General features: G+C 72.2%; 20 protein-coding genes. 17 read left to right on the top strand and 3 right to left on the bottom strand.

Features of this window, described 5'->3' with window-relative positions:
• Positions 1-176 precede the first annotated feature (176 nt).
• The 3 genes from ABZU99_RS27225 (at position 177) to ABZU99_RS27215 (ending at position 6330) form a co-directional block, all read left to right on the top strand.
• On the top strand, positions 177-383 hold the full coding sequence (locus tag ABZU99_RS27225; protein WP_311727813.1) for a hypothetical protein: 207 nt from the start codon (positions 177-179) through the stop codon (positions 381-383).
• Positions 384-613: 230 nt separating this feature from the next.
• Positions 614-4696, top strand: coding sequence for an AAA family ATPase (locus ABZU99_RS27220; RefSeq protein WP_356047041.1), 4083 nt, complete (start codon positions 614-616; stop codon positions 4694-4696).
• Positions 4697-4911: 215 nt separating this feature from the next.
• Positions 4912-6330, top strand: a complete 1419-nt coding sequence (locus ABZU99_RS27215) for a sugar porter family MFS transporter (protein WP_355948049.1) — start codon at positions 4912-4914, stop codon at positions 6328-6330.
• Between the two features lie 40 nt (positions 6331-6370).
• On the opposite strand, the gene ABZU99_RS27210 is transcribed toward ABZU99_RS27215, so the two are convergent.
• Positions 6371-6580, bottom strand: a complete 210-nt coding sequence (locus ABZU99_RS27210) for a hypothetical protein (protein WP_355948052.1) — start codon at positions 6578-6580, stop codon at positions 6371-6373.
• Positions 6581-6701: 121 nt separating this feature from the next.
• Between ABZU99_RS27210 and ABZU99_RS27205 the strand changes: the two genes are divergently transcribed.
• The 5 genes from ABZU99_RS27205 to ftsY all read left to right on the top strand — a co-directional run bounded on the left by ABZU99_RS27205 (position 6702) and on the right by ftsY (position 11604).
• Positions 6702-7100: a hypothetical protein gene (locus ABZU99_RS27205; protein WP_355948055.1), complete on the top strand. Its 399-nt coding sequence runs from the start codon at positions 6702-6704 to the stop codon at positions 7098-7100.
• Positions 7101-7241: 141 nt separating this feature from the next.
• The gene (locus tag ABZU99_RS27200) at positions 7242-7538 is read left to right on the top strand and encodes a hypothetical protein (protein WP_355948058.1); all 297 of its coding nucleotides are present in this window, start codon (positions 7242-7244) and stop codon (positions 7536-7538) included.
• A gap of 1 nt (position 7539) precedes the next feature.
• Complete coding sequence (locus ABZU99_RS27195) at positions 7540-9678, top strand: histidine kinase (protein ID WP_356047044.1); 2139 nt, start codon at positions 7540-7542, stop codon at positions 9676-9678.
• Positions 9675-10343: a response regulator transcription factor gene (locus ABZU99_RS27190; RefSeq protein WP_355948064.1), complete on the top strand. Its 669-nt coding sequence runs from the start codon at positions 9675-9677 to the stop codon at positions 10341-10343. The genes ABZU99_RS27195 and ABZU99_RS27190 overlap by 4 nt, the downstream gene beginning before the upstream one ends.
• A gap of 34 nt (positions 10344-10377) precedes the next feature.
• Positions 10378-11604, top strand: a complete 1227-nt coding sequence (gene ftsY / locus ABZU99_RS27185) for a signal recognition particle-docking protein FtsY (protein WP_355948067.1) — start codon at positions 10378-10380, stop codon at positions 11602-11604.
• A gap of 100 nt (positions 11605-11704) precedes the next feature.
• On the opposite strand, the gene ABZU99_RS27180 is transcribed toward ftsY, so the two are convergent.
• Complete coding sequence (locus ABZU99_RS27180; protein WP_356047047.1) at positions 11705-12376, bottom strand: bifunctional DNA primase/polymerase; 672 nt, start codon at positions 12374-12376, stop codon at positions 11705-11707.
• Positions 12377-12841: 465 nt separating this feature from the next.
• Here ABZU99_RS27180 and ABZU99_RS27175 point away from each other — a divergent pair, with 465 nt between their 5' ends.
• The 5 genes from ABZU99_RS27175 to ffh all read left to right on the top strand — a co-directional run bounded on the left by ABZU99_RS27175 (position 12842) and on the right by ffh (position 20448).
• Positions 12842-14341 (top strand): hypothetical protein, encoded by a 1500-nt coding sequence (locus ABZU99_RS27175; protein WP_356047049.1) that lies wholly within the window; start codon positions 12842-12844, stop codon positions 14339-14341.
• 209 nt (positions 14342-14550) lie between these two features.
• Positions 14551-15840: an ammonium transporter gene (locus tag ABZU99_RS27170; protein ID WP_355948075.1), complete on the top strand. Its 1290-nt coding sequence runs from the start codon at positions 14551-14553 to the stop codon at positions 15838-15840.
• Positions 15837-16175: a P-II family nitrogen regulator gene (locus ABZU99_RS27165; protein WP_355948078.1), complete on the top strand. Its 339-nt coding sequence runs from the start codon at positions 15837-15839 to the stop codon at positions 16173-16175. Before ABZU99_RS27170 ends, ABZU99_RS27165 begins: the two co-directional genes overlap by 4 nt.
• A 16-nt stretch (positions 16176-16191) precedes the next feature.
• Complete coding sequence (locus ABZU99_RS27160; RefSeq protein ID WP_356047051.1) at positions 16192-18792, top strand: [protein-PII] uridylyltransferase; 2601 nt, start codon at positions 16192-16194, stop codon at positions 18790-18792.
• Between the two features lie 102 nt (positions 18793-18894).
• Complete coding sequence (gene ffh / locus ABZU99_RS27155) at positions 18895-20448, top strand: signal recognition particle protein (protein WP_356047053.1); 1554 nt, start codon at positions 18895-18897, stop codon at positions 20446-20448.
• A 184-nt stretch (positions 20449-20632) separates the two neighbouring features.
• Here the strand turns inward: ffh and ABZU99_RS27150 are convergent, their stop codons facing one another.
• Entirely contained in the window at positions 20633-21511 is an 879-nt protein-coding gene (locus ABZU99_RS27150) for an SAM-dependent methyltransferase (protein ID WP_356047055.1), read from the bottom strand.
• Between the two features lie 295 nt (positions 21512-21806).
• Here ABZU99_RS27150 and proS point away from each other — a divergent pair, with 295 nt between their 5' ends.
• The 4 genes from proS (at position 21807) to ABZU99_RS27130 (ending at position 24813) form a co-directional block, all read left to right on the top strand.
• Positions 21807-23222 carry a proline--tRNA ligase gene (gene proS / locus ABZU99_RS27145; RefSeq protein ID WP_355948089.1) on the top strand — a complete coding sequence of 472 codons (1416 nt, stop codon included), beginning with the start codon at positions 21807-21809 and terminating at the stop codon, positions 23220-23222.
• Between the two features lie 159 nt (positions 23223-23381).
• Positions 23382-23972, top strand: coding sequence for a hypothetical protein (locus ABZU99_RS27140; RefSeq protein ID WP_355846349.1), 591 nt, complete (start codon positions 23382-23384; stop codon positions 23970-23972).
• 155 nt (positions 23973-24127) lie between these two features.
• The gene (gene rpsP, locus ABZU99_RS27135; RefSeq protein ID WP_355948092.1) at positions 24128-24571 is read left to right on the top strand and encodes a 30S ribosomal protein S16; all 444 of its coding nucleotides are present in this window, start codon (positions 24128-24130) and stop codon (positions 24569-24571) included.
• A gap of 2 nt (positions 24572-24573) precedes the next feature.
• Entirely contained in the window at positions 24574-24813 is a 240-nt protein-coding gene (locus ABZU99_RS27130; RefSeq protein WP_005311361.1) for an RNA-binding protein, read from the top strand.
• Positions 24814-24845: the final 32 nt, after the last annotated feature.

Raw genomic sequence — 24845 nt, 5'->3', positions numbered from 1 at the left:
CGGCGGCCGACGTGTGATCGTGTTGACCCTCAAACCAATTGGTGAGACGCTGGAAGCCCCGCGCACCTTAACTGTTTGCCGCGCAGCACGGTAGTAATTTCGGCAAGCTCGCGGGTGCGAATCCCTCACGACCAACACCGCTTCGGTCGGTCACTCATTGTGGAGGACCATCCATCATGGCAAAGGCGCTTCTCGGTTACGTCGGCGGCTCCGACCCCCGAGTCCTCGCCGAGATGCGACGGCTTCAGCAGCGCGTCCAGGACCTCGAATCCGAGCTCATCCGGATCCAGGCCGAGAACGACGCACTGTCCGCCGCCGCTCATCACGGCGACTCGCTGCTCGAAAGCATCGACGTATCCCAGGCGGAGCCTGCGCTCGCCTGACCCAGCCCCTGGGGCCGGTCGGGCTGCATCGTCAGCCGCTTGAGAATCTTCAAGGGACGCCTCGGCGTCCCTTCGTCGTTCCTTCGCTTCCTCCCTTACCGACTGATGTGCCCCTCGCCCTCACCAGTGAAACCGATCACTCGTGAAAGCGGGAAAAAGCCGGGACGGGTCCGCGGCGCCACGTCCGCGGGAGGCTGCCGGACGAAGGGTGCCGGGTAGAGTCCAAAGGCGTGCATCTCAAGAGCCTGACCCTGCGAGGCTTCAAATCCTTCGCCTCGGCCACGACGCTCCGGTTCGAGCCGGGTATCACCTGCGTCGTCGGCCCCAACGGCTCGGGCAAGTCCAATGTCGTGGACGCCCTTTCCTGGGTCATGGGTGAACAGGGAGCCAAATCCCTGCGCGGCGGGAAGATGGAAGACGTCATCTTCGCCGGCACCACCGGCCGCCCGCCGCTCGGCCGCGCCGAGGTCTCGCTCACCATCGACAACGCCGATGGCGCGCTGCCCATCGACTACGCAGAAGTCACCATTACGCGGATCATGTTCCGCAACGGCGGCAGCGAATATCAGATCAACGGGGACACCTGCCGGCTGCTGGACATCCAGGAGCTGCTCTCCGACTCCGGCATCGGCCGTGAGATGCACGTCATCGTCGGCCAGGGCCAGCTCGACGGGGTGCTGCACGCCGACCCGACCGGCCGCCGGGCCTTCATCGAGGAGGCCGCAGGCGTCCTCAAGCACCGCAAGCGCAAGGAGAAGGCGCTGCGGAAGCTGGACGCGATGCAGGCGAACCTCGCCCGGGTCCAGGACCTCACCGACGAGCTGCGGCGCCAGCTCAAACCGCTCGGCCGACAGGCCGCCGTGGCCCGCCGGGCCGCCGTGATCCAGGCCGATCTGCGCGACGCCCGGCTGCGGCTGCTCGCCGACGACCTGGTGGCTCTCCGTGAGGCGCTGCGCGCCGAGGTCGCCGACGAGGCCGAGCTCAAGCGGCGCAAGGACACCGCGGAGGCCGAGCTGCGCACCGCACAGCAGCGCGAGGCGGCGCTGGAGGAACAGGTGCGCCGGCTGGCACCGCGGCTGCGGGACGCCCAGCAGACCTGGTACGAGCTCTCCCAGCTCGCCGAGCGGGTGCGGGGCACGATCAGCCTCGCCGACGCCCGGGTCAAGAGCGCCACCTCCGCCCCCGGTGAGGAGCGGCGCGGCCGCGACCCGGAGGACATGGAGCGCGAGGCGGCCCGCATCCGGGAACAGGAAGCCGAGCTGGAGGCCGCCCTGGAGGCGGCGAGCCGCGCGCTCGACGACACCGTGGCCCACCGGGCCGAACTGGAGCGCGGCCTGGCGCAGGAAGAGCGCCGGCTCAAGGACGTCGCCCGGGCCATCGCCGACCGCCGCGAAGGACTCGCCCGGCTCCAGGGCCAGGTCAACGCCGCCCGCGGCCGGGCGGGTTCGGCGCGTGCCGAGATCGAGCGGCTGGTCGCCTCCCGGGACGAGGCGCAGGCGCGGGCGGTCGCCGCCCAGGAGGAGTACGAGCAGCTCAAGGCCGAGGTCGACGGACTCGACGCGGACGACGCGGAACTGGCGGAGCGCCACGAGGCCGCCAAGCGGGGGCTGGCGGAGGCGGAGGCGGCGCTGAGCGCGGCCCGCGAGGCCGCGACGGCCGCCGAGCGCAAGCGCGCCGCGACCGCCGCCCGCCATGACGCGCTGGCGCTCGGCCTGCGACGCAAGGACGGGACCGGCGCCCTTCTCGCCGCCGCCGACCGCCTCACCGGCCTCCTCGGCCCCGCCGCCGAACTCCTCGACGTCACCCCGGGCTTCGAGGCCCCCGTCGCCGCCGCCCTGGGCGCCGCCGCCGACGCGATCGCGGTCAGCGGCCCGTCGTCGGCGGCCGATGCGCTCCGCCTCCTCCGCGACCAGGACGCCGGCCGCGCGGCCCTCCTCCTGAGCAGCGCCCCGGTCCCGGGCGGGCCGGGCGCGTTTGCGGTCGATGACGGCGCGGCCGTGCCGGGTTCCGATGGTTCGGCGGTACCGCAGGCTGTCTCCGGCGCCCCGGTCGCGGGCGGGCCGGGCGCGTTTGCGGTCGATGACGGCGCGGCCGTGCCGGGTTCCGATGGTTCGGCGGTACCGCAGGCCGTCTCCGGCGCACGGGTCCCGGGCGGGCCGGGGGGTGCGTCTGTGGAGGCCGTCGGCGGCGCCGGGTCGGATGCTTGGGCCGGGGCCGGGGCCGGGGCCGGGGCCGGGGCCGGAGCCGGGGAAGGGGCCGACCTGTCGGCCGCGCCCGGCCCCCCGGATGGCGCAACCGGGCCGGAATCGGGTGGTTCGGCGATGCCGCAGGTCGCCGCCGGTCCGGCGGGTACGCCGGCCGGCGCGGGCGACGACGCTACCGGCGTGCCGGGCACGCGGGCTCCGGCCGAGGGCGGCGGGGCGGAGGGCTGCGGACGCGTGCCACACCCCGGCGGGGACGGGGGCGGCGTCAGCCTTCCGCGGGCGAGGAGCGGGCCTGGCCCTGCCGACGGGCCGGTGCGGGTGGCGGACCTGGTGGGCGGACCCGCGGGGCTGCTGGCGGCCGTACGGCGACTGCTGGACGGCATGGTGGTGGTTCGGACTTTGGAGGAGGCAGAGGAACTGATCGCGCGGCGCCCGGAGTTGACGGCGGTGACCGCCGAGGGCGATCTGCTCGGTGCGCACTTCGCGCAGGGCGGGTCGGCCGGGGCGCCGAGCCTGCTGGAGGTGCAGGCTTCCGTCGACGAGGCGGCGGCGGAACTGGAGGAGCTCGCCGTACGGTGCGAGGAACTGGCGGGGGCGCAGCGCGCGGCGCAGGAGCGGCGGACCGAGTGCGGGGCGCTCGTCGAGGAGCTGGCGGCCCGGCGCAGCGCGGCCGACCGGGAGAAGTCGCAGGTCGCGCAGTCGCTGGGGCGGCTGGCCGGGCAGGCGCGCGGGGCGGCGGGGGAGGCCGAGCGGACGACAGCGGCCGTCGCGAGGGCCGAGGAGGCCCTGGAGCGGGCGACGGAGGAGGCCGAGGAATTGGCCGAAAGGCTGGCGGTGGCCGAGGAGGCGCCGGGCGAGGAGGAGCCCGACACCTCCGCACGGGACCGTCTGGCGGCCGACGGCGCCAACGCCCGGCAGACCGAGATGGAGGCGCGGCTCCAGGTCCGTACGCATGAGGAGCGGGTCAAGGGGCTCGCGGGGCGGGCCGACGCGCTCGACCGGGGCGCGCGGGCCGAGCGTGAGGCGCGGGCGCGCGCCGAGCAGCGGCGTGCCCGGCTGCGCCACGAGGCCGAGGTGGCCTCGGCCGTGGCGGCGGGCGCCCGGCAGTTGCTCGCGCATGTCGAGGTGTCCCTGGTGCGGGCCGCGGCGGAACGGGACGCGGCGGAGCGTGCCAAGGCCGAGCGCGAGCGCGAGCTGGTGGCCGAGCGCAATCAGGGGCGTGATCTCACGAGCGAGCTGGACAAGCTGACCGATTCGGTGCACCGGGGCGAGGTGCTGGGCGCGGAGAAGCGGCTGCGGATCGAGCAGCTGGAGTCCAAGGCGCTGGAGGAGCTGGGCGTCGAACCGGCCGGGCTGATCGCCGACTACGGCCCCGATCAGCTCGTACCGCCGTCCCCGCCCGCCGAGGGCGAGGTGCTGCCGGAGGACCCGGAGCATCCGCGCAATCAGCCGGTGGCCTATGTCCGGGCGCAGCAGGAGAAGCGGCTGAAGGCGGCGGAGCGCGCGTACCAGCAGCTCGGCAAGGTCAATCCGCTGGCGCTGGAGGAGTTCGCGGCGCTGGAGGAGCGGCACAAGTTCCTGAGCGAGCAGCTGGAGGATCTGAAGAAGACCCGGGCCGATCTTCTCCAGGTGGTGAAGGAGGTCGACGAGCGGGTCGAGCAGGTCTTCACGGAGGCATACCGGGACACCGCGCGCGAATTCGAGGGGGTGTTCTCACGGCTGTTCCCGGGTGGGGAGGGGCGGCTGGTGCTCACCGACCCCGGCAACATGCTGAGCACGGGCGTGGACGTGGAGGCCCGGCCGCCGGGCAAGAAGGTCAAGCGGCTGTCCCTGCTGTCGGGCGGTGAGCGCTCGCTGACCGCCGTGGCGCTGCTGGTGTCGATCTTCAAGGCGCGGCCGAGCCCGTTCTATGTGATGGACGAGGTCGAGGCGGCGCTGGACGACACCAATCTGCAGCGGCTGATCCGGATCATGCAGGAGCTGCAGGATGCCTCCCAGCTGATCGTGATCACTCACCAGAAGCGGACGATGGAGGTCGCCGACGCGCTGTACGGCGTATCGATGCAGGGCGACGGGGTATCCAAGGTCATTAGTCAACGCTTGCGGTGACTGCTTCAACACTTGAAGTCAAGTTCTTGAGAGGGGTGGCGGACTTGGCCGAGATTTCTTCGTCTCACCCTATTGACTTCGAAACTTGAAGGAATAGTCTCTGCAACGTTGCTTTTACCTTCAAGTGGTGGCCGACCTCTCGGCAAGCCCCCGCTGGAAGGGCCAGCCAGCCCCCACGTCCGGCAGCGCTGCCGGACGGGCCACAGGAGTTCACGTTGACCACCACCGTGCAGGCACAGGGGTCCGAGGGCCGTAAGGCCCAGCCGGACCATCTCGGCCACGTCATCTTCATCACTGCCGCCGCCGCGATGGGCGGCTTTCTCTTCGGGTACGACAGCTCGGTGATCAACGGAGCGGTCGAGGCCATCCGCGGCCGGTACGACATCGGGTCCGCGGCCCTCGCCCAGGTCGTCGCCATCGCCCTGATCGGTTCGGCCATCGGTGCCGCCACGGCCGGCCGGATAGCCGACCGCATCGGCCGGATCCGCGTCATGCAGATCGCCGCCACCCTGTTCACCGTCAGCGCGATCGGCTCGGCGGTGCCCTTCGCCCTGTGGGACCTCGCCGTATGGCGCGTGCTCGGCGGCATCGGCATCGGCATGGCCTCGGTGATCGGCCCGGCCTACATCGCCGAGGTCGCCCCGCCCGCGTACCGCGGCCGTCTCGCCTCGTTCCAGCAGGCCGCGATCGTGTTCGGCATCGCCGTCTCCCAGCTCGTCAACTGGGCCATCCTCAACCTCGCCGACGGCGACCAGCGCGGCAAGATCGCCGGCCTTGAGGCATGGCAGTGGATGCTCGGCGTCATGGTCATCCCGGCGGTCCTCTACGGGCTGCTGTCCTTCGCCATCCCCGAGTCGCCCCGCTTCCTGATCTCCGTCGGCCGGACCGACCAGGCCAAGAAGGTCCTGGAAGAGGTCGAGGGCAAGAGCGTGGACCTCGACGTCCGTGTCGCCGAGATCGACCGGGCCATGCGCAGCGAGCACAAGTCGACCTTCAAGGACCTGCTCGGCGGCCGCTTCGGGCTGCTGCCCGTCGTCTGGATCGGCATCGGGCTCTCGGTCTTCCAGCAGCTCGTCGGCATCAATGTGGCCTTCTACTACTCCTCGACGCTGTGGCAGTCCGTCGGCGTCGACCCGAGCAGCTCGTTCCTCTACTCCTTCACCACCTCGATCATCAACATCATCGGCACCGTGATCGCGATGATCTTCGTCGACAAGGTCGGCCGCAAGCCGCTCGCCCTGATCGGTTCGGCCGGTATGGCGGTCTCCCTGGGCCTGGTGGCCTGGGCCTTCTCTGCGAACCTGGTCGATGGCAAGCTGCCGCACACCGAGGGCGTCCTGGCCCTGATCGCGGCCCACTCCTTCGTGCTCTTCTTCGCCCTCTCGTGGGGTGTGGTGGTCTGGGTGCTGCTCGGCGAGATGTTCCCGAACAAGATCCGCGCCGCCGCCCTCGGCGTCGCCGCCTCCGCCCAGTGGATCGCCAACTGGGCCATCACCGCCAGCTTCCCGAGCCTGTCGGAGTGGAACCTGTCGGCGACCTACATCATGTACACGGCCTTCGCCCTGCTCTCGATCCCGTTCATCCTCAAGTGGGTGCCGGAGACCAAGGGCAAGGCGTTGGAGGAGATGGGCTAACCCCCGCCGCCCACTCCTCGTACAGGAGAACTGCCCCGCCTCAGTCCTTGAGGCGGGGCAGAACTCGTTCCGCGAACAGCTCCAGCGAGCGCCGGCCCTCTTCGACCGGCATGCCGCCGCACAGCGGATGCGGCACCGGGCTCGCCCCCTGGCCTGCGTCCGCCGCAACCGCCAGACACTCCTCGGGCGTCAGGATGCGGTGGACGCCCTCACGGCGCAGCGCCTTCACGTCCCCGGCGTGCGACGCCAAGGCGGACACACGGGCGCGGCCGGGGCGGATGACTCATGCGCCTGGGACATGGGGCGGCTGATCGTAAAACCCGGTCCGCCGCGGGCGGGCCGGATTACGGACCGCCGTACGAGGAGGGCGCGTGACGATCAGCACGGGGGAACCGCTCATCACCAGGGCCGACATCGACGACCTGGTCATCAGGGTCCGGCTGAGCGCCGGCGACACCGGGGAACTGGAAGCCGCCAAGGCCGCGCTCTTCGCCGCCGAGGGGCTCGACCCCGCCGCCGCCCAGCTCATCCGGCAGCGCCTGCTGGTGACCGCGCTGCACCACGGCGGCAGCCTGCTCGCCAAGCTGCTCAGCCGGCTCAGCCCCCGGGAGACCGCGATGGTGCGCCGGTACGCCCACCGGCTCGCCAACTTCCTGGAGACGCTGGAGACCTGGGCGGCGCAGCCGATCATGCTCGCCCTGATGCGGTTCGGACTGCCCTACGCGGAGGCGGAGACCATCGCCGTCGCCGTGCTCCTGGTCGTCTGGTGAGCACGCACGCCCACCGCGCCCGGGCCGCTCGATACGGAACGGGGGTGCTAGGGGGTCACCGGTTCGGGTGGGCCGGGGTGTCCCCGCACTTCGCGGCCGCGGCGGCGGGTAGGGCAGGGGGCGAGAACAAGGAGATTGACCATGCGCCCTTCCCGAATTCACGCGACGACCGCACTGGGCCTGATCGCCGCAGCCCTCCTGTGGACCTCCACCGTCTCCCCGGCCGCCGCGTCCGAGGACGCGTCCTGGCGGGAGGCCGGGCACTTCGACACCACCGGGGCCTGTCAGCGGGCCGGCAAGAACGGCATCCAGCGGCACAAGTGGGACGAGTACAAGTGCCGCCCCGGCCGCAACGACAGCTATGTGACGCTGTGGGTCAGGGGTGGCTCCCGCTCGAGGGGACACCGGGCCCCCGCCGACGGGCCGGTCGCCGCCTGACATGAGGCATACCGCACTGCCGAAGGACCGTGCCGTGCGGGCCGCGGGCGGGATATCGGCGCTCTTCGTGGTGGTGCTGGCCGGCTGGCTCGCCGGACTGCTGCGGGTGGACGACCAATGGCTCGCACTGACCTACCCGCGCCCCCGCGGCGCCACCGTGCTCACCCGGGTGGCCGTCGGCGTCCCGGTGCTGGGCGTCGGCGTCCTCCTGCTGGCCGAGCGGTCGGCGCGGCGGTACGGAAGCGTCCTGCTGGTGGCCGGGGGCCTGTGGCTGCTGCCCTCGGCCGCGGCCGCGCTGCTGGGACTCGCCGACTTCGGCACGACCGGCGCCCTGCTGTCGCTGCTCCTGGCCGCCGCCAAGATGGTCTGCCGCCCGCTGACCGTATTACTGCTGCCGCTGTGGCTCTTTCCGCGCGGCGCCCAGCGCCGGTGGCAGTGGTGGGCGATCAGCGTGAGCGCGTCCGCGTACTGGCTGGGCTACGCGATGCTGTGGCTGATCAGCGAGCCGCTGGTGGGCACCGTGCCCAACCCGGCGTTCGGCACCGCGTGCGGCCAGTGGGCCTTCGACCACCTGGACACCTACGCCGAGGCCGAGCCATGGGTGCTGCGCACCGTCGCCGCCGTGGTCACCGCGGCCCTGTGCTGCCGCGCGGCCGTCTCCCGGGGCGCCGAGCGGCGCGACTGGGCGCTGCTCGCCGGGGCCTATCCGGCCTGTGTCTCCCTGCTGCTGTCCGAGTGGGGTGAGGGCATGCCCACCATCGTGGCCCGCACCGTGGGCAGCGCGGTCTGGGCGGCCGCCATCTGCCTGGGCGTCGCCCGCACCGGCATATGGCGGCTGGACCGCTCCACCAGCCACCGCCTCGCCCGCGCCTTCGTCCTCACCTCGCTGGGCGCCGTCGTCGTCTGCGCGGTCGTCGCGGTCCAGGCCGGTGTTCCCTCCGTACGGAGCGGGGCCACCACCGCCGCCGCGGGGTGCGCACTCGTCCTGGGCTGGGCCCTGCGGCCGAGCGCCCGCTGGCTCACGCTCCGCGTCGAGCGCGCCTTCTACGGGCCCCGGGCCCGCCCGCACGAAGCCGTCAGCGCCCTGGCCGTACGGCTTCAGCAGGCCCCGCACCCGGGCGAGGTACCCCAGCAGATCTGCCGCAGCGCCGTGGAGGACCTCGGCGTCTCGGGCGCCGCCGTCAGCGTCGACACCCGCGCCGGGCCCCGGCGGCTGGCCGCCGCCGGAGCGCCGCTCACCGGCCCGGTCCAGACCTTTGTACTGCGCCAGCACGGCCGCACCGTTGGCCGCCTCGAAGTCTCCCGCGACGGCTCCGGCACCCCCGCCGAGCGCGACAGCGGGCTGCTGTCCCTGCTCGCCGACCAGGCCGCCCCCGCGCTCGCCGCGCTGCGCCTGGCCGAGGAGGCCCAGGCCGCCCGCGAGCGGCTGGTCCTCGCCTGCGAAGAGGAGCGCCGCCGGCTGCGCCGGGAGATCCACGACGGCCTCGGTCCTCAGCTGGCCGCCGTCCGGCTGCGCCTGGACATCGCCCAGACCTCCTGCCCGCCCGGCCACCCGGCCCGCCCCCAGCTGTGCGAGGCCGCCGAGACGCTCGCCGAGGCCCTGGTCGAGGTGCGGCGGATCACCGCGGGCCTCGCCCCGGCCGCGCTGGCCGAGCGCGGGCTGACCGGGGCCGTCCGGGATCTGGCGCACCGGCTGGGCGTCGACGGGCTGCGGGTGAGCGTGGCCAGTCGCCCGGCCGTGCTGCCCCCGCTGTCGCCGGGTGTGGAGACGGCCGCCTACCGGATCGCGGCGGAGTCGCTCACCAACGCCGTACGACACGCGCGGGCGCGCCAGGTCGGCGTCGAACTGACCGCGGGCCCGGACACTCTCGAGGTCAAGGTCATCGACGACGGCAGCGGGCTGCGCGAGACCGCGGTGCCCGGCATCGGGCTGGCCTCGGTGGCCGAGCGGGCCGAGGAGATCGGGGGCTCCTGCTCGGTCACCGGTTCCGCGACGGGCACGGTGGTGCACGCCGTCCTGCCGCTGGCCGGGCCAGGGGAGCACGGCAACCCCGAGGAACACCGGAAGACCACCGGGCATGAGGGGTGCACCGCGCTCATCGCGTCAACCACCGCCATGGAAAGGAACCCGATCCGGTGACAACAGCCGTGGCACCACCGCAGTGGCGCGTACTCCTCGTGGACGACCATCCGCTCTTCCGCGAGGGCCTGGCCGCGGCCGTCAATCTCGACGCCGCCTTCGCCGTCGTCGGCCAGGCGGCCTGTGCGGACGAGGCGGTCGCCGAGGCCGGACGCACCGGCCCCGACCTCGTGGTCATGGACCTCGGGCTGCCCGGCCGGTCCGGTCTGGAGGCGACCAGGCGGATCCTGTGCGACCGCCCCGAGGCGCGGGTCATGGTCATGACCATGTCCGAGGACGACGACAGCCTGCTGGCCGCTGTGCGCGCCGGCGCCCGCGGCTACCTCCTCAAGGGGGCGGGCCGGGACGAGATCCTGCGGGCGCTGCACACCGTGGCGCGCGGCGGCGCGGTGTTCAGCCCGCGGATGGCCGAGCGGCTCGGGGCGCTGCTCGGCGCCTCCGGCTCCGCCTCGGCCAAGGAGGCGTTCCCCACCCTGACCGCACGCGAGCGCGAGGTGCTGGACCTGCTCGCGGCCGGGCTCGGCTACCGCCAGATCGCTCAGCGGCTGGTGGTCACCGACAAGACCGTACGCAACCACGTGGGCTCCATCTTCGCCAAGCTCCAGGTGCGCGACCGCGCCCAGGCGATCGTGCGTGCCCGGGAAGCCGGACTGGGAGGCGAATGACTCCCTCCGGCTCGTGGCTGATACTGGGTGGGTTATGGAATTCGTCATCCTTGCTGTAGTCATCGCTGTGGTCGTGCTCGCCGCGACCAGCGGGCTTGTGATCAGCAGCCGCAAGAAGAAGCGACTGCCCTCGGCACCGCCGAGCAGCCCGTCCGTCACCGCGCCGCCCGCCGAGCCGCACGTCGGCGAGGAGGCCGAAACCCCGCGCGAGGAACCGCGCAGGACCATCGAGGAGGTGGACCTGCCGGGGGCCGAGGCCCCGGCCACGACCGCGGAGGCCCCCGCCCCCGCCGTCCCCGAGGTCCCGCCGATCGAGGTCCCCGAGCCCACCGCCGGCCGGCTGGTCCGGCTGCGCGCCCGGCTCTCCCGCTCCCAGACCACTCTGGGCAAGGGGCTGCTGACCCTGCTGTCCCGGGAGCACCTCGACGAGGAGACCTGGGAGGAGATCGAGGACACCCTGCTGACCGCCGACGTCGGCGTCGCGCCGACGCAGGAGCTGGTCGAGCGGCTGCGCGAGCGCGTCAAGGTGCTCGGCACCCGTTCCCCCGAGGAGCTGCGCGGTCTGCTCCGCGAGGAGCTGCTGCGCCTGGTCGGCACCGACGCCGACCGCACCGTGCACACCGAGAGCGGTGTGGGTGTGAACGGCGAGGAGAAGCCGGGCGTCGTCATGATCGTCGGGGTCAACGGCACCGGCAAGACCACCACCACCGGCAAGCTCGCGCGGGTGCTCGTCGCCGACGGCAAGTCGGTCGTGCTCGGCGCGGCCGACACCTTCCGCGCCGCCGCCGCCGACCAGCTGCAGACCTGGGGCGAGCGGGTCGGCGCCCGTACGATCCGGGGCCCCGAGGGCGGCGACCCGGCCTCGGTCGCCTTCGACGCGGTGAAGGAGGGCATCGCCGAGTCCGCGGATGCCGTCATCATCGACACCGCCGGGCGGCTGCACACCAAGACCGGCCTGATGGACGAGCTGGGCAAGGTCAAGCGGGTCGTGGAGAAGCACGGCGAGGTGGACGAGGTGCTGCTCGTGCTCGACGCCACCACCGGGCAGAACGGCCTGATCCAGGCCCGGGTCTTCCGCGAGGTCGTGGACATCACCGGCATCGTGCTGACCAAGCTGGACGGCACCGCCAAGGGCGGCATCGTCGTCGCGGTCCAGCGGGAGCTGAACGTCCCGGTCAAGCTGGTGGGGCTGGGCGAGGGCGCGGACGACCTCGCGCCCTTCGAGCCGGAGGCGTTCGTCGACGCGCTGATCGGCGACTGAGCCGGGTGGGCGCACCCCCCCCGTGTCAGCAAGCCGGACGGGCTGGAGACGATCCAGCCCGTCCGGCCTTTTCAGGCCCGTTCCTCAGGCCCCGGCTTTCTCAGGCCCCGGCCCGGTGGCTCACATAGGCGAGCGTGCCCAGCACCAGCCGGGCGTGCGGCGGGCGGCCCGCCGTGTCGAAGGCCGGCGGCCGCAGCCAGCGGACCGGCCCGAGGCCGCCGAGGTCGCAGGGCGGGGCGGTGATGTGGTCGCCGGGTCCCAGACAGCGCAGATCGAGGTCGGCGTCGTCCCAGCCCATGCGGTAGAGCAGCTCGGGGAGCTGGGCGGCGGCGCCCGGGGCGACGAAGAACTGGGCGCGCCCGTGCGGGGTGACGGCCACCGGCCCCAGCGGAAGCCCCATCCGCTCCAGCCGGACCAGGGCGTGCCGGCCCGCGTACTCCGCGACCTCCAGGACGTCGAACGAACGGCCGACGGGCAGAAGGACGGCGGCCCCCGGGACCTCTTGCCACGCGGCCGCGGCCGCGTCGAGGGTGGCGCCCGCCGGGACGCCGGGGGCGAAGGAGAGCGGATGGGCGCCGGGGGAGGCGCAGTCGGCCGCGCCACATGAACATTCGTTTCTGCTGCCGCTTGTGCCCCGTGCCGCCCGCGCGCCCGGCACCACGTCCCAGCCCCACAGCCCGGTGTACTCCGCCACCGTCGTGGATTCGGACGCACGGCCGCGGCGCCGTGAGCCGGACCGCATGTCCCGGATGCCGCCGATCGTGAAGCCCATGCCCCCTCCAACGGGTCGCGCTCTCGATGGTTACGAGCCGGAGTGCGGTGATGACGCTGCGTCGCCGATCTGGTGCGGCGAGGGTGCGCTCCGATGTGACGGAGGTGGTGTGACACGACTCGTGCGCCCCCGCGCGCACCGCTTCACCGCTCCCGGTCTCCCTGGTGTCAAGTGAATCGTGTGGATCCGTGATGGGGTTCATTCGAAGGGGTGGCGAATGGTGGCGTTTTCGCGAACTCCCTCGCCGGAGGCGTGATCGTAGGATTACTTTCAGTGCACAGTCCTCGAACGCCATGCTCGGTGGAGTGCGGCCTGATCGTGGGCGGAGTACGGATCGGTACATGCCACTGGCATGAAGCGGTTCCCCGCCCGGGCGGTTGATGTGCCGTATCGCGGGGACAACAGACCGTGACAGAGGGCATTCTGGTGGCGGTTCGGAAAGATTCGTGGGATGGGGGCGTTCCAGTGGGCGACGGCGGCGGCGGTGCTGAGAAGCGCCCCAACACGCAATTGGGGTCGTGGTTCGTGCGCAGCGGCTGGTCGAAGGGCGAGCTGGCCCGCCAAGTCAACCGCAGAGCACGGCAGTTAGGTGCTCATCACATCAGTACGGACACCTCGCGGGTGCGCCGCTGGCTGGACGGCGAGCAGCCGCGCGAGCCGATTCCGCAGATCCTCTCCGAGCTGTTCTCCGAGCGCTTCGGCTGCGTCGTCGGCATCGAGGACCTCGGGCTGCGCTCGGCCCACCGGTCACCGTCCGTGTCCGGGGTGGACCTTCCCTGGGCCGGTCCGGAGACGGTCTCGCTGATCGGAGAGTTCTCCCGCAGCGATCTGATGCTCGCCCGGCGCGGCTTCCTCGGCACCTCGCTCGCGCTCTCCGCGGGCCCGTCCCTCATCGAGCCCATGCAGCGCTGGCTCGTCCCCTCGCCGGCCGGACAGGCCGCGGGCGCCCGGTCCTCCGACGGCGGCCGCACCCGGCGGATCTCCCGGCTCTCCGAGCCCGAGCTGGAGCTGCTGGAGTCCACCATCAAGATGTTCCGCGCCTGGGACGCCCAGTGCGGCGGCGGGCTGCGCCGAAAGGCGGTCGTCGGCCAGCTGCACGAGGTCACCGATCTGCTGCAGGAGCCCCACCCGGAGGCCGTCTCCAAGCGGCTGTTCAAGGTCGCGGGCGAGCTCGCCCAGCTGGCCGGATGGATGAGCTACGACATCGGGCTCCAGCCCACCGCGCAGAAGTACTTCGTGCTCGCGCTGCACGCCGCCAAGGAATCCGGCGACCGGCCCCTCGGCTCGTACATCCTCTCCGGCATGAGCCGCCAGATGATCCATGTCGGGCGGCCCGACGACGCGCTGGAGCTCATCCACCTCGCGCAGTACGGCAGCCGGGAGAGCGCCACCCCGCGCACCCAGGCCATGCTGTATGCGATGGAGGCCCGCGCCTACGCCAATATGGGCCAGCCCAGCAAATGCCACCGCGCCGTGAAGATGGCCGAGGACACCTTCGCCGACTGCGCCGCGGGCGATGGCGACCCGGACTGGATCGGCTTCTTCTCCGAGGCCGAGCTCAACGCGGAGAACGCCCACGCCTACCGCGATCTCGCCTATGTGGCCGGGCGCAGCCCCACCTACGCCCAGCTCGCCGACCCGGTGATGCGCAGGGCCGTGGAGCTCTTCGGCCAGGAGACCGAGGGCGAGGGCGGCCACCAGCGTTCGTATGCGCTCAACCTGATCGGCATGGCCACCGTCCATCTCCTCCAGACGGAGCCCGAGCAGTGCGCGGCGATGGCCGAGAAGGCGCTGCCGCTCGCCCAGCGAGTGCGCTCGGAGCGGGTGAACAACCGGCTGCGCAAGACCGTGGACACGGCGGTGCGCCAGTTCGGCGAGGTGCCGGAGATCGCCGAGCTCGGCGAGCGGCTGATCACCCTGATGCCCGACACCCCCGATGCGGCGGGGGCCGGCCAGGCCGTCTGAAGCGTCCTGGCGGCGATGGCGGGACGCTAACGGAACGACCGGCCCCTGTGACGGCGGTTCACCGGCACGTAACACTCAGGCGCCCTTCGTCACTGCGGCGAAACATCGGGTGGCATCGACTGAAACGGTGCTGCGCCAATCTCGTGGCGAATACCGGCCCACATCAATGTTCTGCCCGCACGGGCCGTCGTTTCGAGGAGACGTCCACATTGAATGGCGCACATACCGCGTTCGTATTGATCAGCGCCGCACTCGTGATGCTGATGACGCCCGGCCTGGCCTTCTTCTACGGCGGCATGGTGCGGGTGAAAAGCGCCCTCAACATGCTGATGATGTCCTTCATCTCGCTGGGCATCGTCTCCCTGCTGTGGGTGCTGTTCGGTTACTCGCTCGCCTTCGGTGACGACGTCGGCGGCGGACTGCTGGGCAATCTCGACCACATCGGCTTCAAGGGCATCGAGCCGACCTCGCTGTGGGGTGAGAAGCCCGACGCGGTGCCGGTCCTGGCCTTCGCCCTCTTCCAGCTGATGTTCGCGGTGATCACCCCCGCGCTGATCAGCGGAGCCGTCGCCGACCGCGTCAAGTTCGGCGCCTGGGCGCTGTTCATCACCCTGTGGGTCTCGGTCGTCTACTTCCCCGTCGCCCACTGGGTGTGGCAGGCCGACGGCTGGCTGTTCAAAAAGGGAGTGATCGACTTCGCGGGCGGCACGGCGGTCCACATCAACGCGGGCGCCGCCGGACTCGCCGTGGCCCTGGTCCTCGGCAAGCGCATCGGCTTCAAGAAGGACCCGATGCGCCCCCACAATCTGCCGCTGGTGATGCTGGGTTCCGGTCTGCTGTGGTTCGGCTGGTTCGGCTTCAACGCCGGCTCCGCCCTCGCCGCCAATGAGACGGCTGCCAGCATGGCGTTCAACACCCAGATCGCCACCGGCGTGGCCATGCTCGGCTGGCTCGCCTACGAGCGCATCCGGCACGGCGCGTTCACCACGCTGGGCGCCGCCTCCGGCGCGGTCGCCGGCCTCGTCGCCATCACCCCCTCCGGTGCGGCGGTCGATCCCTGGGGTGCCATGCTGATCGGCCTCGTCGCGGGTGTCGTCTGCTCCTGGGCCGTCAGCCTCAAGTACAAGCTGGGTTACGACGACTCGCTCGACGTGGTCGGCGTGCACCTGATCGGCGGTCTCATCGGCACCCTCCTCGTCGGCGTCCTCGCCACCGACGGCGTCGGTGGCATGAGCCAGCTGGGCAAGCAGGCCCTCGGCGCCTTCACCGTGCTGGCCTACTCCTTCGTTGTCTCCTGGGTCCTCGCCAAGCTCATCCAGGTCACCATCGGCTTCCGGGCCGACGAGGACGACGAGATCAGCGGCATCGACCAGGTCTTCCACGCCGAGACGGCCTACGACTTCAGCGCGGTCGGCGGATCGCCCCGTAGTACGGTGCCCGCCGCCAACCAGGCCGCTGTCGGCGCGACCGCGCCGCACAACAAGAAGGTGGACGCGTGAAGCTCATCACGGCAGTAGTCAAGCCACACCGGCTCGAGGAGATCAAGGAGGCGCTGCAGGCGTTCGGCGTGCAGGGCCTGACCGTCACCGAGGCCAGCGGCTACGGGCGGCAGCGCGGCCACACCGAGGTCTACCGGGGCGCGGAGTACACCGTGGACCTGGTGCCCAAGGTCCGCATCGAGGTGCTGGCCGAGGACGGCGACGCCGAGGACCTCATGGACGTCGTGGTCAAGGCCGCCCGCACGGGCAAGATCGGGGACGGCAAGGTGTGGAGCGTCCCCGTCGAGACCGCGGTCCGGGTCCGCACCGGCGAGCGCGGCCCGGACGCCCTCTGAGGGCCCACTCCACCGGATGGCCACGGCACGACAGGGAGCCTCGTTGACGGACAGCGTCGAGACCACGACCGAGACCACCGGCTCGGGGCCCGGCGGCTACGCGGCGGCCCGGCTGCGACTCCTCCAGGAGGGGTCGCGGTCCGGGCCGCCGCGCCGTTCCGCCCTCGCCGAGCTCACCGACCAGTGGCTCGCCGCACTGCTCACCGGCGGCGCCCGGACCGCGGGCGCCGGCCAGGGCGTCGCACTGGTCGCCGTCGGCGGCTACGGACGCGGCGAACTGTCCCCGCGCAGTGATCTCGATGTGCTGCTGCTGCACGACGGCACCGCGGACTCCTCCGCCCTGGCCGCGCTCGCCGACCACGTCTGGTACCCCGTCTGGGACATGGGGCTGGCCCTCGACCACTCCGTACGCACCCCCGAGGAAGCCCGTAGGACCGCGGGCGAGGACCTCAAGGTCCAGCTCGGGCTGCTCGACGCCCGCCATATCGCGGGCGACGCCGCCCTCACCGCGGGGCTGCGCACCGCCGTCCTCGCCGACTGGCGGGCCCAGGCCCCCCGGCGCCTGCCCCAACTGCACGAGCTGTGCCAGGAGCGCGCCCAGCGCCACGGCGAGCTCCCGTTCCTCCTGGAACCCGACCTCAAGGAGGCCCGCGGCGGGTTGCGCGACGCCACCGCGCTGCGCGCCATCGCCGCCTCCTGGCTCGCCGACGCGCCCCGCGAGGGCCTGGACGAGGCACGCCGGCGCCTGCTGGACGTCCGCGACGCGCTCCATCTGACCACCGGCCGCGCCACCGACCGGCTCGCGCTCCAGGAGCAGGACCAGGTCGCGGCCGCGCTCGGGCTGCTGGACGCCGACGCCCTGCTGCGCCAGGTCTACGAGTCCGCGCGGACCGTCGGTTACGCGAGCGATGTGACCTGGCGCGAGGTCGAGCGGGTGCTGCGGGCCCGCTCGGCGCCCCGGTCGCGGCTGCGTGGACTGCTCGGCGGACGCGGCCGGGCGGGCGCCGGGAGCGGCGCGGACGCGGGGGAGCGCAGTCCGCTCGCCGAGGGCGTCGTCGAACAGGACGGCGAGGTGGTGCTCGCCCGCGCCGCGCGCCCCGAGCGCGACCCCGTGCTCCCTCTGCGGGCCGCCGCGGCCGCCGCCCAGGCCGGCCTGCCGCTCTCGCTGCACGCCGTACGGCGGCTGGCCGCCACCGCGCGGCCGCTGCCCCTGCCGTGGCCGCCCGAGGCCCGGGAGCAGCTGATCACGCTGCTGGGCGCCGGGGAGTCCACCGTGGAGGTCTGGGAGGCCCTGGAGGCCGAGGGCCTGATCACCCGGCTGCTGCCGGACTGGGAGCGGGTGCGCTGCCGCCCCCAGCGCAACCCCGTGCACCGCTGGACCGTCGACCGGCATCTCGTCGAGACCGCCGTGCGGGCCGGTGCCCTCGCCCGCCGCGTCGGCCGCCCCGATCTGCTGCTGGTCGCAGCCCTGCTGCACGACATCGGCAAGGGCTGGCCCGGCGACCACTCGGTGGCCGGGGAGACCATCGCCCGCGACGTGGCCGCCCGGATCGGCTTCGACCGCGCGGACATCGCCGTCCTCGCCACCCTGGTACGCCACCATCTGCTGCTCATCGAGGCCGCCACCCGCCGCGACCTGGACGATCCGGCCACGGTGCGGTCCGTCGCCGAGGCCGTGGGCAGCCCGGTCACCCTCGAGCTGCTGCACGCGCTCACCGAGGCGGACGCGCTGGCCACCGGCCCCGCCGCATGGAGCGCCTGGCGTGGCTCGCTCGTCGCCGATCTGGTCAAGCGGGTCGCGGCCGTCCTCGCGGGCGCACCGGCGGCGGCCCCGGCCACCCCGCAGCAGACGACGGCCGAGCAGGAGCGGCTCGCGATCGAGGCCTGGCGCACCGGCGGCCCCGTGCTGGCGCTGCACGCGCGCTCCGAGGCGCTGCCGCCGGGGGAGACCGGCATCTTCCCGGGGGGCGTGGAGGGGCCGCCGGAGGCCGAGGAGCCGGCAGGCCCGGAGCCGATCGGCGTCGAGTTGCTGATCGCCGTCCCCGACCAGCCCGGCGTCCTGCCGACGGCGGCCGGGGTGCTGGCCCTGCACCGGCTGACGGTGCGGGCGGCGGATCTGCGCGCGGTCGAGCTGCCGGAGGAGCTGGCAGGGGCGGACAACGCGGGCAAGGCCCCGTGCGTCCTGCTGCTGAGCTGGCGGGTGGCGGCCGAGTACGGCTCGCTGCCGCAGGCCGCGCGGCTGCGGAACGACCTGCTGCGGGCCCTGGACGGTTCGCTGGACATCGCCGCCCGGCTCGCGGAGCGCGAGGCGGCGTACCGGAAGTATCCGCGCCGCCGCGGCGCGCACGCCCCGCCACCGCGGGTCACCGTCGCGCCCGGGAGCTCCCAGCTCGCCACGGTGATCGAGGTCCGCGCCCAGGACGTGCCCGGCCTGCTGCACCGCATCGGCCGGGCCCTGGAGGACGCGGGGGTCGCGGTGCGCAGCGCCCATGTGTCCACGCTCGGCGCGAACGCGGTGGACGCGTTCTACGTCACCGATACGAGCGGGGCGCCCCTGGAGCCGATGCGCGCGGCAGAAGTGGCCCAGGAGGTCGAGCGGGCGCTGCGACAGGACTGAAGGAACGGCCGCGGCACGGGGGGAAGACCGTACGCTCGGCGGGCGGATACCCTTGGAGGCCGACCGCAGACCCGACATCCGACCGAAGGATTCGCGACCACCGTGTTCGATACCCTCTCCGATCGCCTCGCAGCGACTTTCAAGAACCTCCGGGGCAAGGGCCGCCTCTCCGAGGCCGACATCGACACCACGGCGCGCGAAATCCGCATCGCCCTGCTCGAAGCGGATGTCGCGCTGCCCGTCGTACGGGCCTTCATCAAGCAGATCAAGGAGCGCTCGCTCGGCGCCGAGGTCTCCCAGGCCCTCAACCCGGCCCAGCAGGTCATCAAGATCGTCGACGAGGAGCTCATCGGTATCCTCGGTGGCGAGGCCCGCCGGCTCCGCTTCGCCAAGCAGCCGCCGACCGTGATCATGCTCGCGGGTCTGCAGGGTGCCGGTAAGACCACGCTCGCCGGAAAGCTCGGCCTCTGGCTGAAGTCCCAGGGCCACGCCCCGCTGCTGGTCGCCTGTGACCTCCAGCGCCCCAACGCCGTCAACCAGCTCTCGGTGGTCGCCGAGCGCGCGGGCGTCGCGGTCTTCGCCCCGGAGCCGGGCAACGGTGTCGGCGACCCGGTGAAGGTCGCCGAGGACTCGATCGAGTTCGCCAAGACCAAGCAGCACGACGTCGTGATCGTCGACACCGCCGGCCGTCTCGGCATCGACGAGGAGCTGATGCGGCAGGCGGCGGACATCCGTGACGCCGTCCGCCCGGACGAGGTCCTGTTCGTCGTCGACGCGATGATCGGCCAGGACGCGGTGAACACCGCCGAGGCGTTCCGCGACGGCGTCGGCTTCGACGGCGTGGTGCTCTCCAAGCTCGACGGCGACGCGCGCGGTGGTGCCGCGCTGTCCATCGCGCATGTCACCGGCCGCCAGATCATGTTCGCCTCCAACGGCGAGAAGCTGGACGACTTCGACGCGTTCCACCCGGACCGCATGGCGTCCCGCATCCTCGGCATGGGCGACATGCTCAGCCTGATCGAGAAGGCCGAGCAGACCTTCAGCCAGCAAGAGGCCGAGAAGATGGCGGCCAAGCTGGCGAAGGGGCCGAAGGAGTTCACCCTCGACGACTTCCTGGCGCAGATGGAGCAGGTCCGCAAGATGGGCTCCATCTCCAAGCTGCTCGGGATGCTCCCGGGCATGGCCCAGATGAAGGACCAGATCAACAATCTGGACGAGCGGGACGTGGACCGTACCGCGGCCATCATCAAGTCGATGACGCCCGCCGAGCGCCAGGACCCGCACATCATCAACGGCTCGCGCCGCGCCCGTATCGCGCGCGGCTCCGGCGTCGACGTGAGCGCGGTCAAGAACCTGGTGGAGCGGTTCTTCGACGCGCGCAAGATGATGTCGAGGATGGCGCAGGGTGGCATGCCGGGAATGCCTGGGATGCCGGGCATGCCGGGTATGGGCGGCAGTGCCAAGCGCAAGGGCAAGCAGCAGAAGAAGGCCAAGGGCCGCCAGCGCAGCGGAAATCCGCTGAAGCGCGCCCAGCAGGAGCAGGAAGCCGCCGCGCGCCGTGAGCAGGGCGACGCGCTCGGCCTGCCCGGCGGTGGTCAGGGCGCGAAGGACTTCGAACTCCCGGAGGAGTTCAAGGACTTCCTTCCCCCGAAGTGATGTTCCGGCGGGGCGCACGCCGTGCGCCCCGCCGGAGCTCCCCGCGGCCGCGGGGAGCGAAGTTTCATCGGGTTACCGCATCGCTGTTTGCCCGGGCCACCTCCGCAGCGGCGGAGAAAGCCGTGTCACTGCCGGGCGCATGTTCCAACGAGCGTGTGTGCGGGGCGTCACGGGTGGGCCGAAGTCACACCCGAGCCACCAGATAGCGGAAAACATTCGGCATCCACACCGTCCCGTCCGCACGCTGATGCGGATGGACCGCCTCGGCGATCTCCTTGGCCACCTGGGTCGGATCGGTGGCCCGCTCCGCCGCGTCGAACAGGCCGGTCGACAGCAGCCCGCGGACCGCGCTGTCCATATCGGCGTAGCCGAACGGACAGGCCACCCGGCCCGAGCCGTCCGGCCGCAGCCCGGCCCGCCCGGCCAGTTCCTCCAGGTCGTCCCGGCCGCACGGCCGCCAGCGGGCCGGGGCGCACATCGGGTCCGCCAGCCGCGCGCCCACCCGCAGGACGGCGGAGGTGGCGCACCGCTCCGGTGGGCCCCAGCCGACGAGCACCACGGCGCCGCCGCGTTCGGCGAGCGCGGCGGCGGCCGCGAGGTTGGAGGCCGCCGAGGCCACGGCGGGGCCCGCACCCGGGGCGGGCAGCGGCGCGAAGGCGGTCACCACGGTGAAGGCCGCCCCGGCCTCCGCTCCCGCCTCGCGGACCCAGGCGCTCTTGGGGCCGCCGAGCCCCAGCCGCGGCACGGGCGGCGCGGTGTCGCCCCGCGGTGTGCCCGGGGACGCCAGCCGCTCATAGGCGAGGTCCAGGCGCCGTTCGTCCGTGTCGACTCCCCAGACCGCCGCGCCGCGCGCGGCCGCCATGAGGAGGGCCAGGCCCGAGCCGCAGCCCAGGCCCAGCAGCCGGGTTCCGGCGCCGATGTCCAGCCGTGCGTAGACGGCCTCGTACAGCGGCACCAGCATCCGCTCCTGGATCTCCGCCCAGTCGCGGGCGCGGGCGTCGGGTTCGGCCGCGTGCGAGGTGGGCGGGTTCGGGAGGTGCCGCCGTACGAGCGTTGTTGTCATCAAAGGGCCCCAATCAGCGAAAGAGCGTGCCGTCGTCAGATCCGGTTTGCATCCGCCGTCGTGCGCTGTGGCGTCCCACCCCCGTATGCCAGAGAACTCCGCATCCGTTCCCGCGTCCAGAGGTTTCACGGCCGTGCTTGCGTGCCCCTTTTGTGCGCCCCCGCACGCCCTTGTGTCCGCCCCACTCCCCGGGCCGCCTTCGGGCCACCCCGGACCGCCCCGGACCGCCCCCGCTCGGCCTGGCCTCTTTTGCCCGATTCACGGTTCCGTGCGCTGCCGCCGTACGATCGGCGCCATGGCAAAGGCTCCCGTGCTCACCCCCCGGGCGGAGGACTTCCCCCGCTGGTACCAGGACGTGATCAACAAGGCCGAGCTGGCCGATAACGGTCCGGTGCGCGGCACCATGGTCATCCGACCGTACGGGTACGGGCTGTGGGAGCGGATGCAGCAGGACATGGATGCCCGGATCAAGGCGGTGGGCGCCCAGAACGCGTACTTCCCGCTCTTCATCCCGCAGTCCTATCTGACCCGGGAAGCCGACCATGTCGAGGGCTTCGCGCCGGAGCTCGCCATCGTCACGCACGGCGGCGGCAAGGAGCTCGAGGAGCCGGTCGTCGTCCGGCCCACCTCCGAGACGATCGTCAACGAGTACTTCTCCAAGTGGGTGCAGAGCTACCGCGATCTGCCGCTTCTGATCAACCAGTGGGCCAATGTGGTGCGTTGGGAGCTGCGGCCGAGGCTGTTCCTGCGGACGACCGAATTCCTCTGGCAGGAGGGCCACACCGCCCATGCCACGTACGAGGACGCCCGGGACTACGCCGCCCGTATCCACCGCGACGTCTATGCCGACTTCATGGAGAACGTCCTGGCGATGGACGTCGTCCTGGGCCGCAAGACGGCCAAGGAGCGCTTCGCGGGCGCCCTCAACACCCTCACGCTGGAGGGGATGATGGGCGATGGCAAGGCGCTTCAGCTCGGCACCAGCCATGAGCTCGGCCAGAACTTCTCCCGCGCCTTCAACACCAGCTATCTGTCCAAGGACGGTACGCAGGAGCTGGTCTGGCAGACCTCCTGGGGCAGCACGACCCGGATGGTCGGCGCGCTGGTGATGATGCACGGTGACGACAACGGGCTGCGGGTCCCGCCGCGGCTGGCCCCGGTCCAGGTCGTGGTGATGGCGATCAAGGGCGATGAGGCGGTGCTCGCCAAGGTCCGTGAGATCGGCGAGGCGCTGACGGCGGCGGGGGTACGGGTCCGGGTCGACGACCGTACGGACACCCCCTTCGGCCGGCGCGCGGTCGACTGGGAGCTCAAGGGGGTCCCGGTCCGGGTCGAGGTCGGCCCGCGGGATCTGGAGGGCGGCACCGCGATGGTGGCCCGGCGGATCCCTGGTGGCAAGGAGCCGGTCCGCACCGAGCTGCTGGCCGGGCTGGTGCCCAAGGCCCTCGAGGAGGACCAGGCGCTGCTGCTGCGCCAGGCGCGGGAGCGCCGTGAGGCCCGTACCACGGAGGTGCGGACCGTGCAGGAGGCGGCCGAGGCCGCCGCGGCGGGCGGCTGGGCGCGTATCCGGTGGGCGGATCTGGGCCCGGAGGGCGAGGAGGCGCTCGCCGAGCAGTCCGTGTCAGTGCGGTGTCTGGTCACCGAGGACGGGGCGGTGCCGGACTCCGATGACGCGCCCGGTAACGTCGCCTTGGTCGCCCGGGCCTACTGAACCGGTACGTACCGCCTTGGGGCGCGGTGGGTGGCTCAATCCATACATGTACGCACCCGCCCTCGTCGCGGCACATCAGCGTTAACTGACTGGTACGTGCAAATTATTTGGGATGCCCCGGAATCGGAACACCGGGCGGCTCCTGCTCGTTAGCACGACGTGAGCACGACACCACCTGTTCTCGCCGCAGAGCTGGCACAGGCGTGGGCCGACATTCAACGGCACCACCCCGAGCTGCCCGATCTCGCCGCGCCCGAATCGCTGATCGGAGAGTCGTCGTCCGCATGTGGCGCCGAGCTCTCCTTCGAACGGCTGCTGCATGAGGCAGTCCATGGCATCGCCGCCGCCCGCGGTGTCCGTGACACCTCGCGCGCCGGCCGCTACCACAACCGCCGGTTCCTGGCGATCGCCGAGGAGCTGGGGCTCGACCATTCCGAGGAGCCGCACCCAAGCAGTGGCTTCTCCCTGGTCACCCTCAGTCCCGAGGCGAGAAAGCGGTACCGGACCACGATCGACCGCCTCCAGCGGGCGCTCAAGGCGCACACCGTCGCGACCGCCGCCGACACCTCGCGCACCTTCCGCGGGCCCGCCGCGCGGCACGGTTCGTCCGGTGGCGGTGTCCGGGTCAAGGCGGTGTGCGAGTGCGGGCGCAATGTCCGCGTCGTCCCCTCGGTGCTGGCCCAGGCGCCGATCATGTGCGGCGGATGCGGGAAGCCCTTCCGTATCCCGGAGGTGGCCGCGGTCGGCTGACCGGCCGCGGTGTGGCAGAATGGTCCGCTGTACTCGACAGTCGACCTGGATCCCTCTCTCCTCCGGCTGACGCGTCCATCGGGCACTCGGGTACCGCAACCCCACGCGGCACTTCGTTGTGCTCAACCACGTCAAGACCAGGAGACACCACTCCCGTGGCAGTCAAGATCAAGCTGAAGCGTCTGGGCAAGATCCGTTCGCCTCACTACCGCATCGTCGTCGCCGACTCCCGTACCCGCCGTGACGGCCGGGCCATCGAGGAGATCGGCCTGTACCACCCGGTGCAGAACCCGTCGCGCATCGAGGTGGACTCGGAGCGTGCGCAGTACTGGCTGAAGGTCGGCGCGCAGCCGACCGAGCCGGTGCTGGCCATCCTGAAGGTCACCGGCGACTGGCAGAAGTTCAAGGGCCTGCCCGCCCCGGCCCCGATGAAGGTCGCCGAGCCGAAGGCCGACAAGCGCGCCCTGTTCGAGGCCGCTGCCAAGGACGCCGGTGACGAGCCGAAGGGTGAGGCGATCACCCAGAAGGCGAAGAAGTCGGAGAAGAAGTCGGACGAGGCGGCCGAGGCCGCTGACTCCACCGCGTCGACCGAGGCCTGAGGATGCTCGAGGAAGCCCTCGAGCACCTGGTGAAGGGCATCGTCGACAACCCCGACGACGTGCAGGTCGCCTCGCGCAATCTGCGTCGTGGGCGTGTGCTGGAGGTCCGGGTGCACCCCGATGACCTCGGCAAGGTGATCGGCCGCAACGGCCGCACCGCGCGCGCCCTGCGTACCGTCGTGGGCGCCATCGGCGGCCGTGGGATCCGCGTCGACCTCGTCGACGTGGACCAGGTCCGCTGAGGCGAAGAAGAGCACCGGCACGGGCCGGGGAG

It is taken from the genome of Streptomyces sp. NPDC005266 (assembly GCF_040607655.1).
GTDB lineage: Bacteria > Actinomycetota > Actinomycetes > Streptomycetales > Streptomycetaceae > Streptomyces.
Note: the sequence above shows the minus strand (reverse complement) of the source record. Positions and strands in the feature narration are given on the sequence as shown.

Coding starts and splice junctions, on each gene's coding strand:
- ABZU99_RS27225 (WP_311727813.1), top strand. CDS start 177: ATGGCAAAGGCGCTTCTCGGTTACGTCGGCGGCTCCGACCCCCGAGTC.
- ABZU99_RS27200 (WP_355948058.1), top strand. CDS start 7,242: ATGCGCCCTTCCCGAATTCACGCGACGACCGCACTGGGCCTGATCGCC.
- ABZU99_RS27195 (WP_356047044.1), top strand. CDS start 7,540: ATGAGGCATACCGCACTGCCGAAGGACCGTGCCGTGCGGGCCGCGGGC.
- ftsY (WP_355948067.1), top strand. CDS start 10,378: ATGGAATTCGTCATCCTTGCTGTAGTCATCGCTGTGGTCGTGCTCGCC.
- ABZU99_RS27180 (WP_356047047.1), bottom strand. CDS start 12,376: ATGGGCTTCACGATCGGCGGCATCCGGGACATGCGGTCCGGCTCACGG.
- ABZU99_RS27160 (WP_356047051.1), top strand. CDS start 16,192: ATGGCCACGGCACGACAGGGAGCCTCGTTGACGGACAGCGTCGAGACC.
- ABZU99_RS27150 (WP_356047055.1), bottom strand. CDS start 21,511: ATGACAACAACGCTCGTACGGCGGCACCTCCCGAACCCGCCCACCTCG.
- proS (WP_355948089.1), top strand. CDS start 21,807: ATGGCAAAGGCTCCCGTGCTCACCCCCCGGGCGGAGGACTTCCCCCGC.
- ABZU99_RS27130 (WP_005311361.1), top strand. CDS start 24,574: ATGCTCGAGGAAGCCCTCGAGCACCTGGTGAAGGGCATCGTCGACAAC.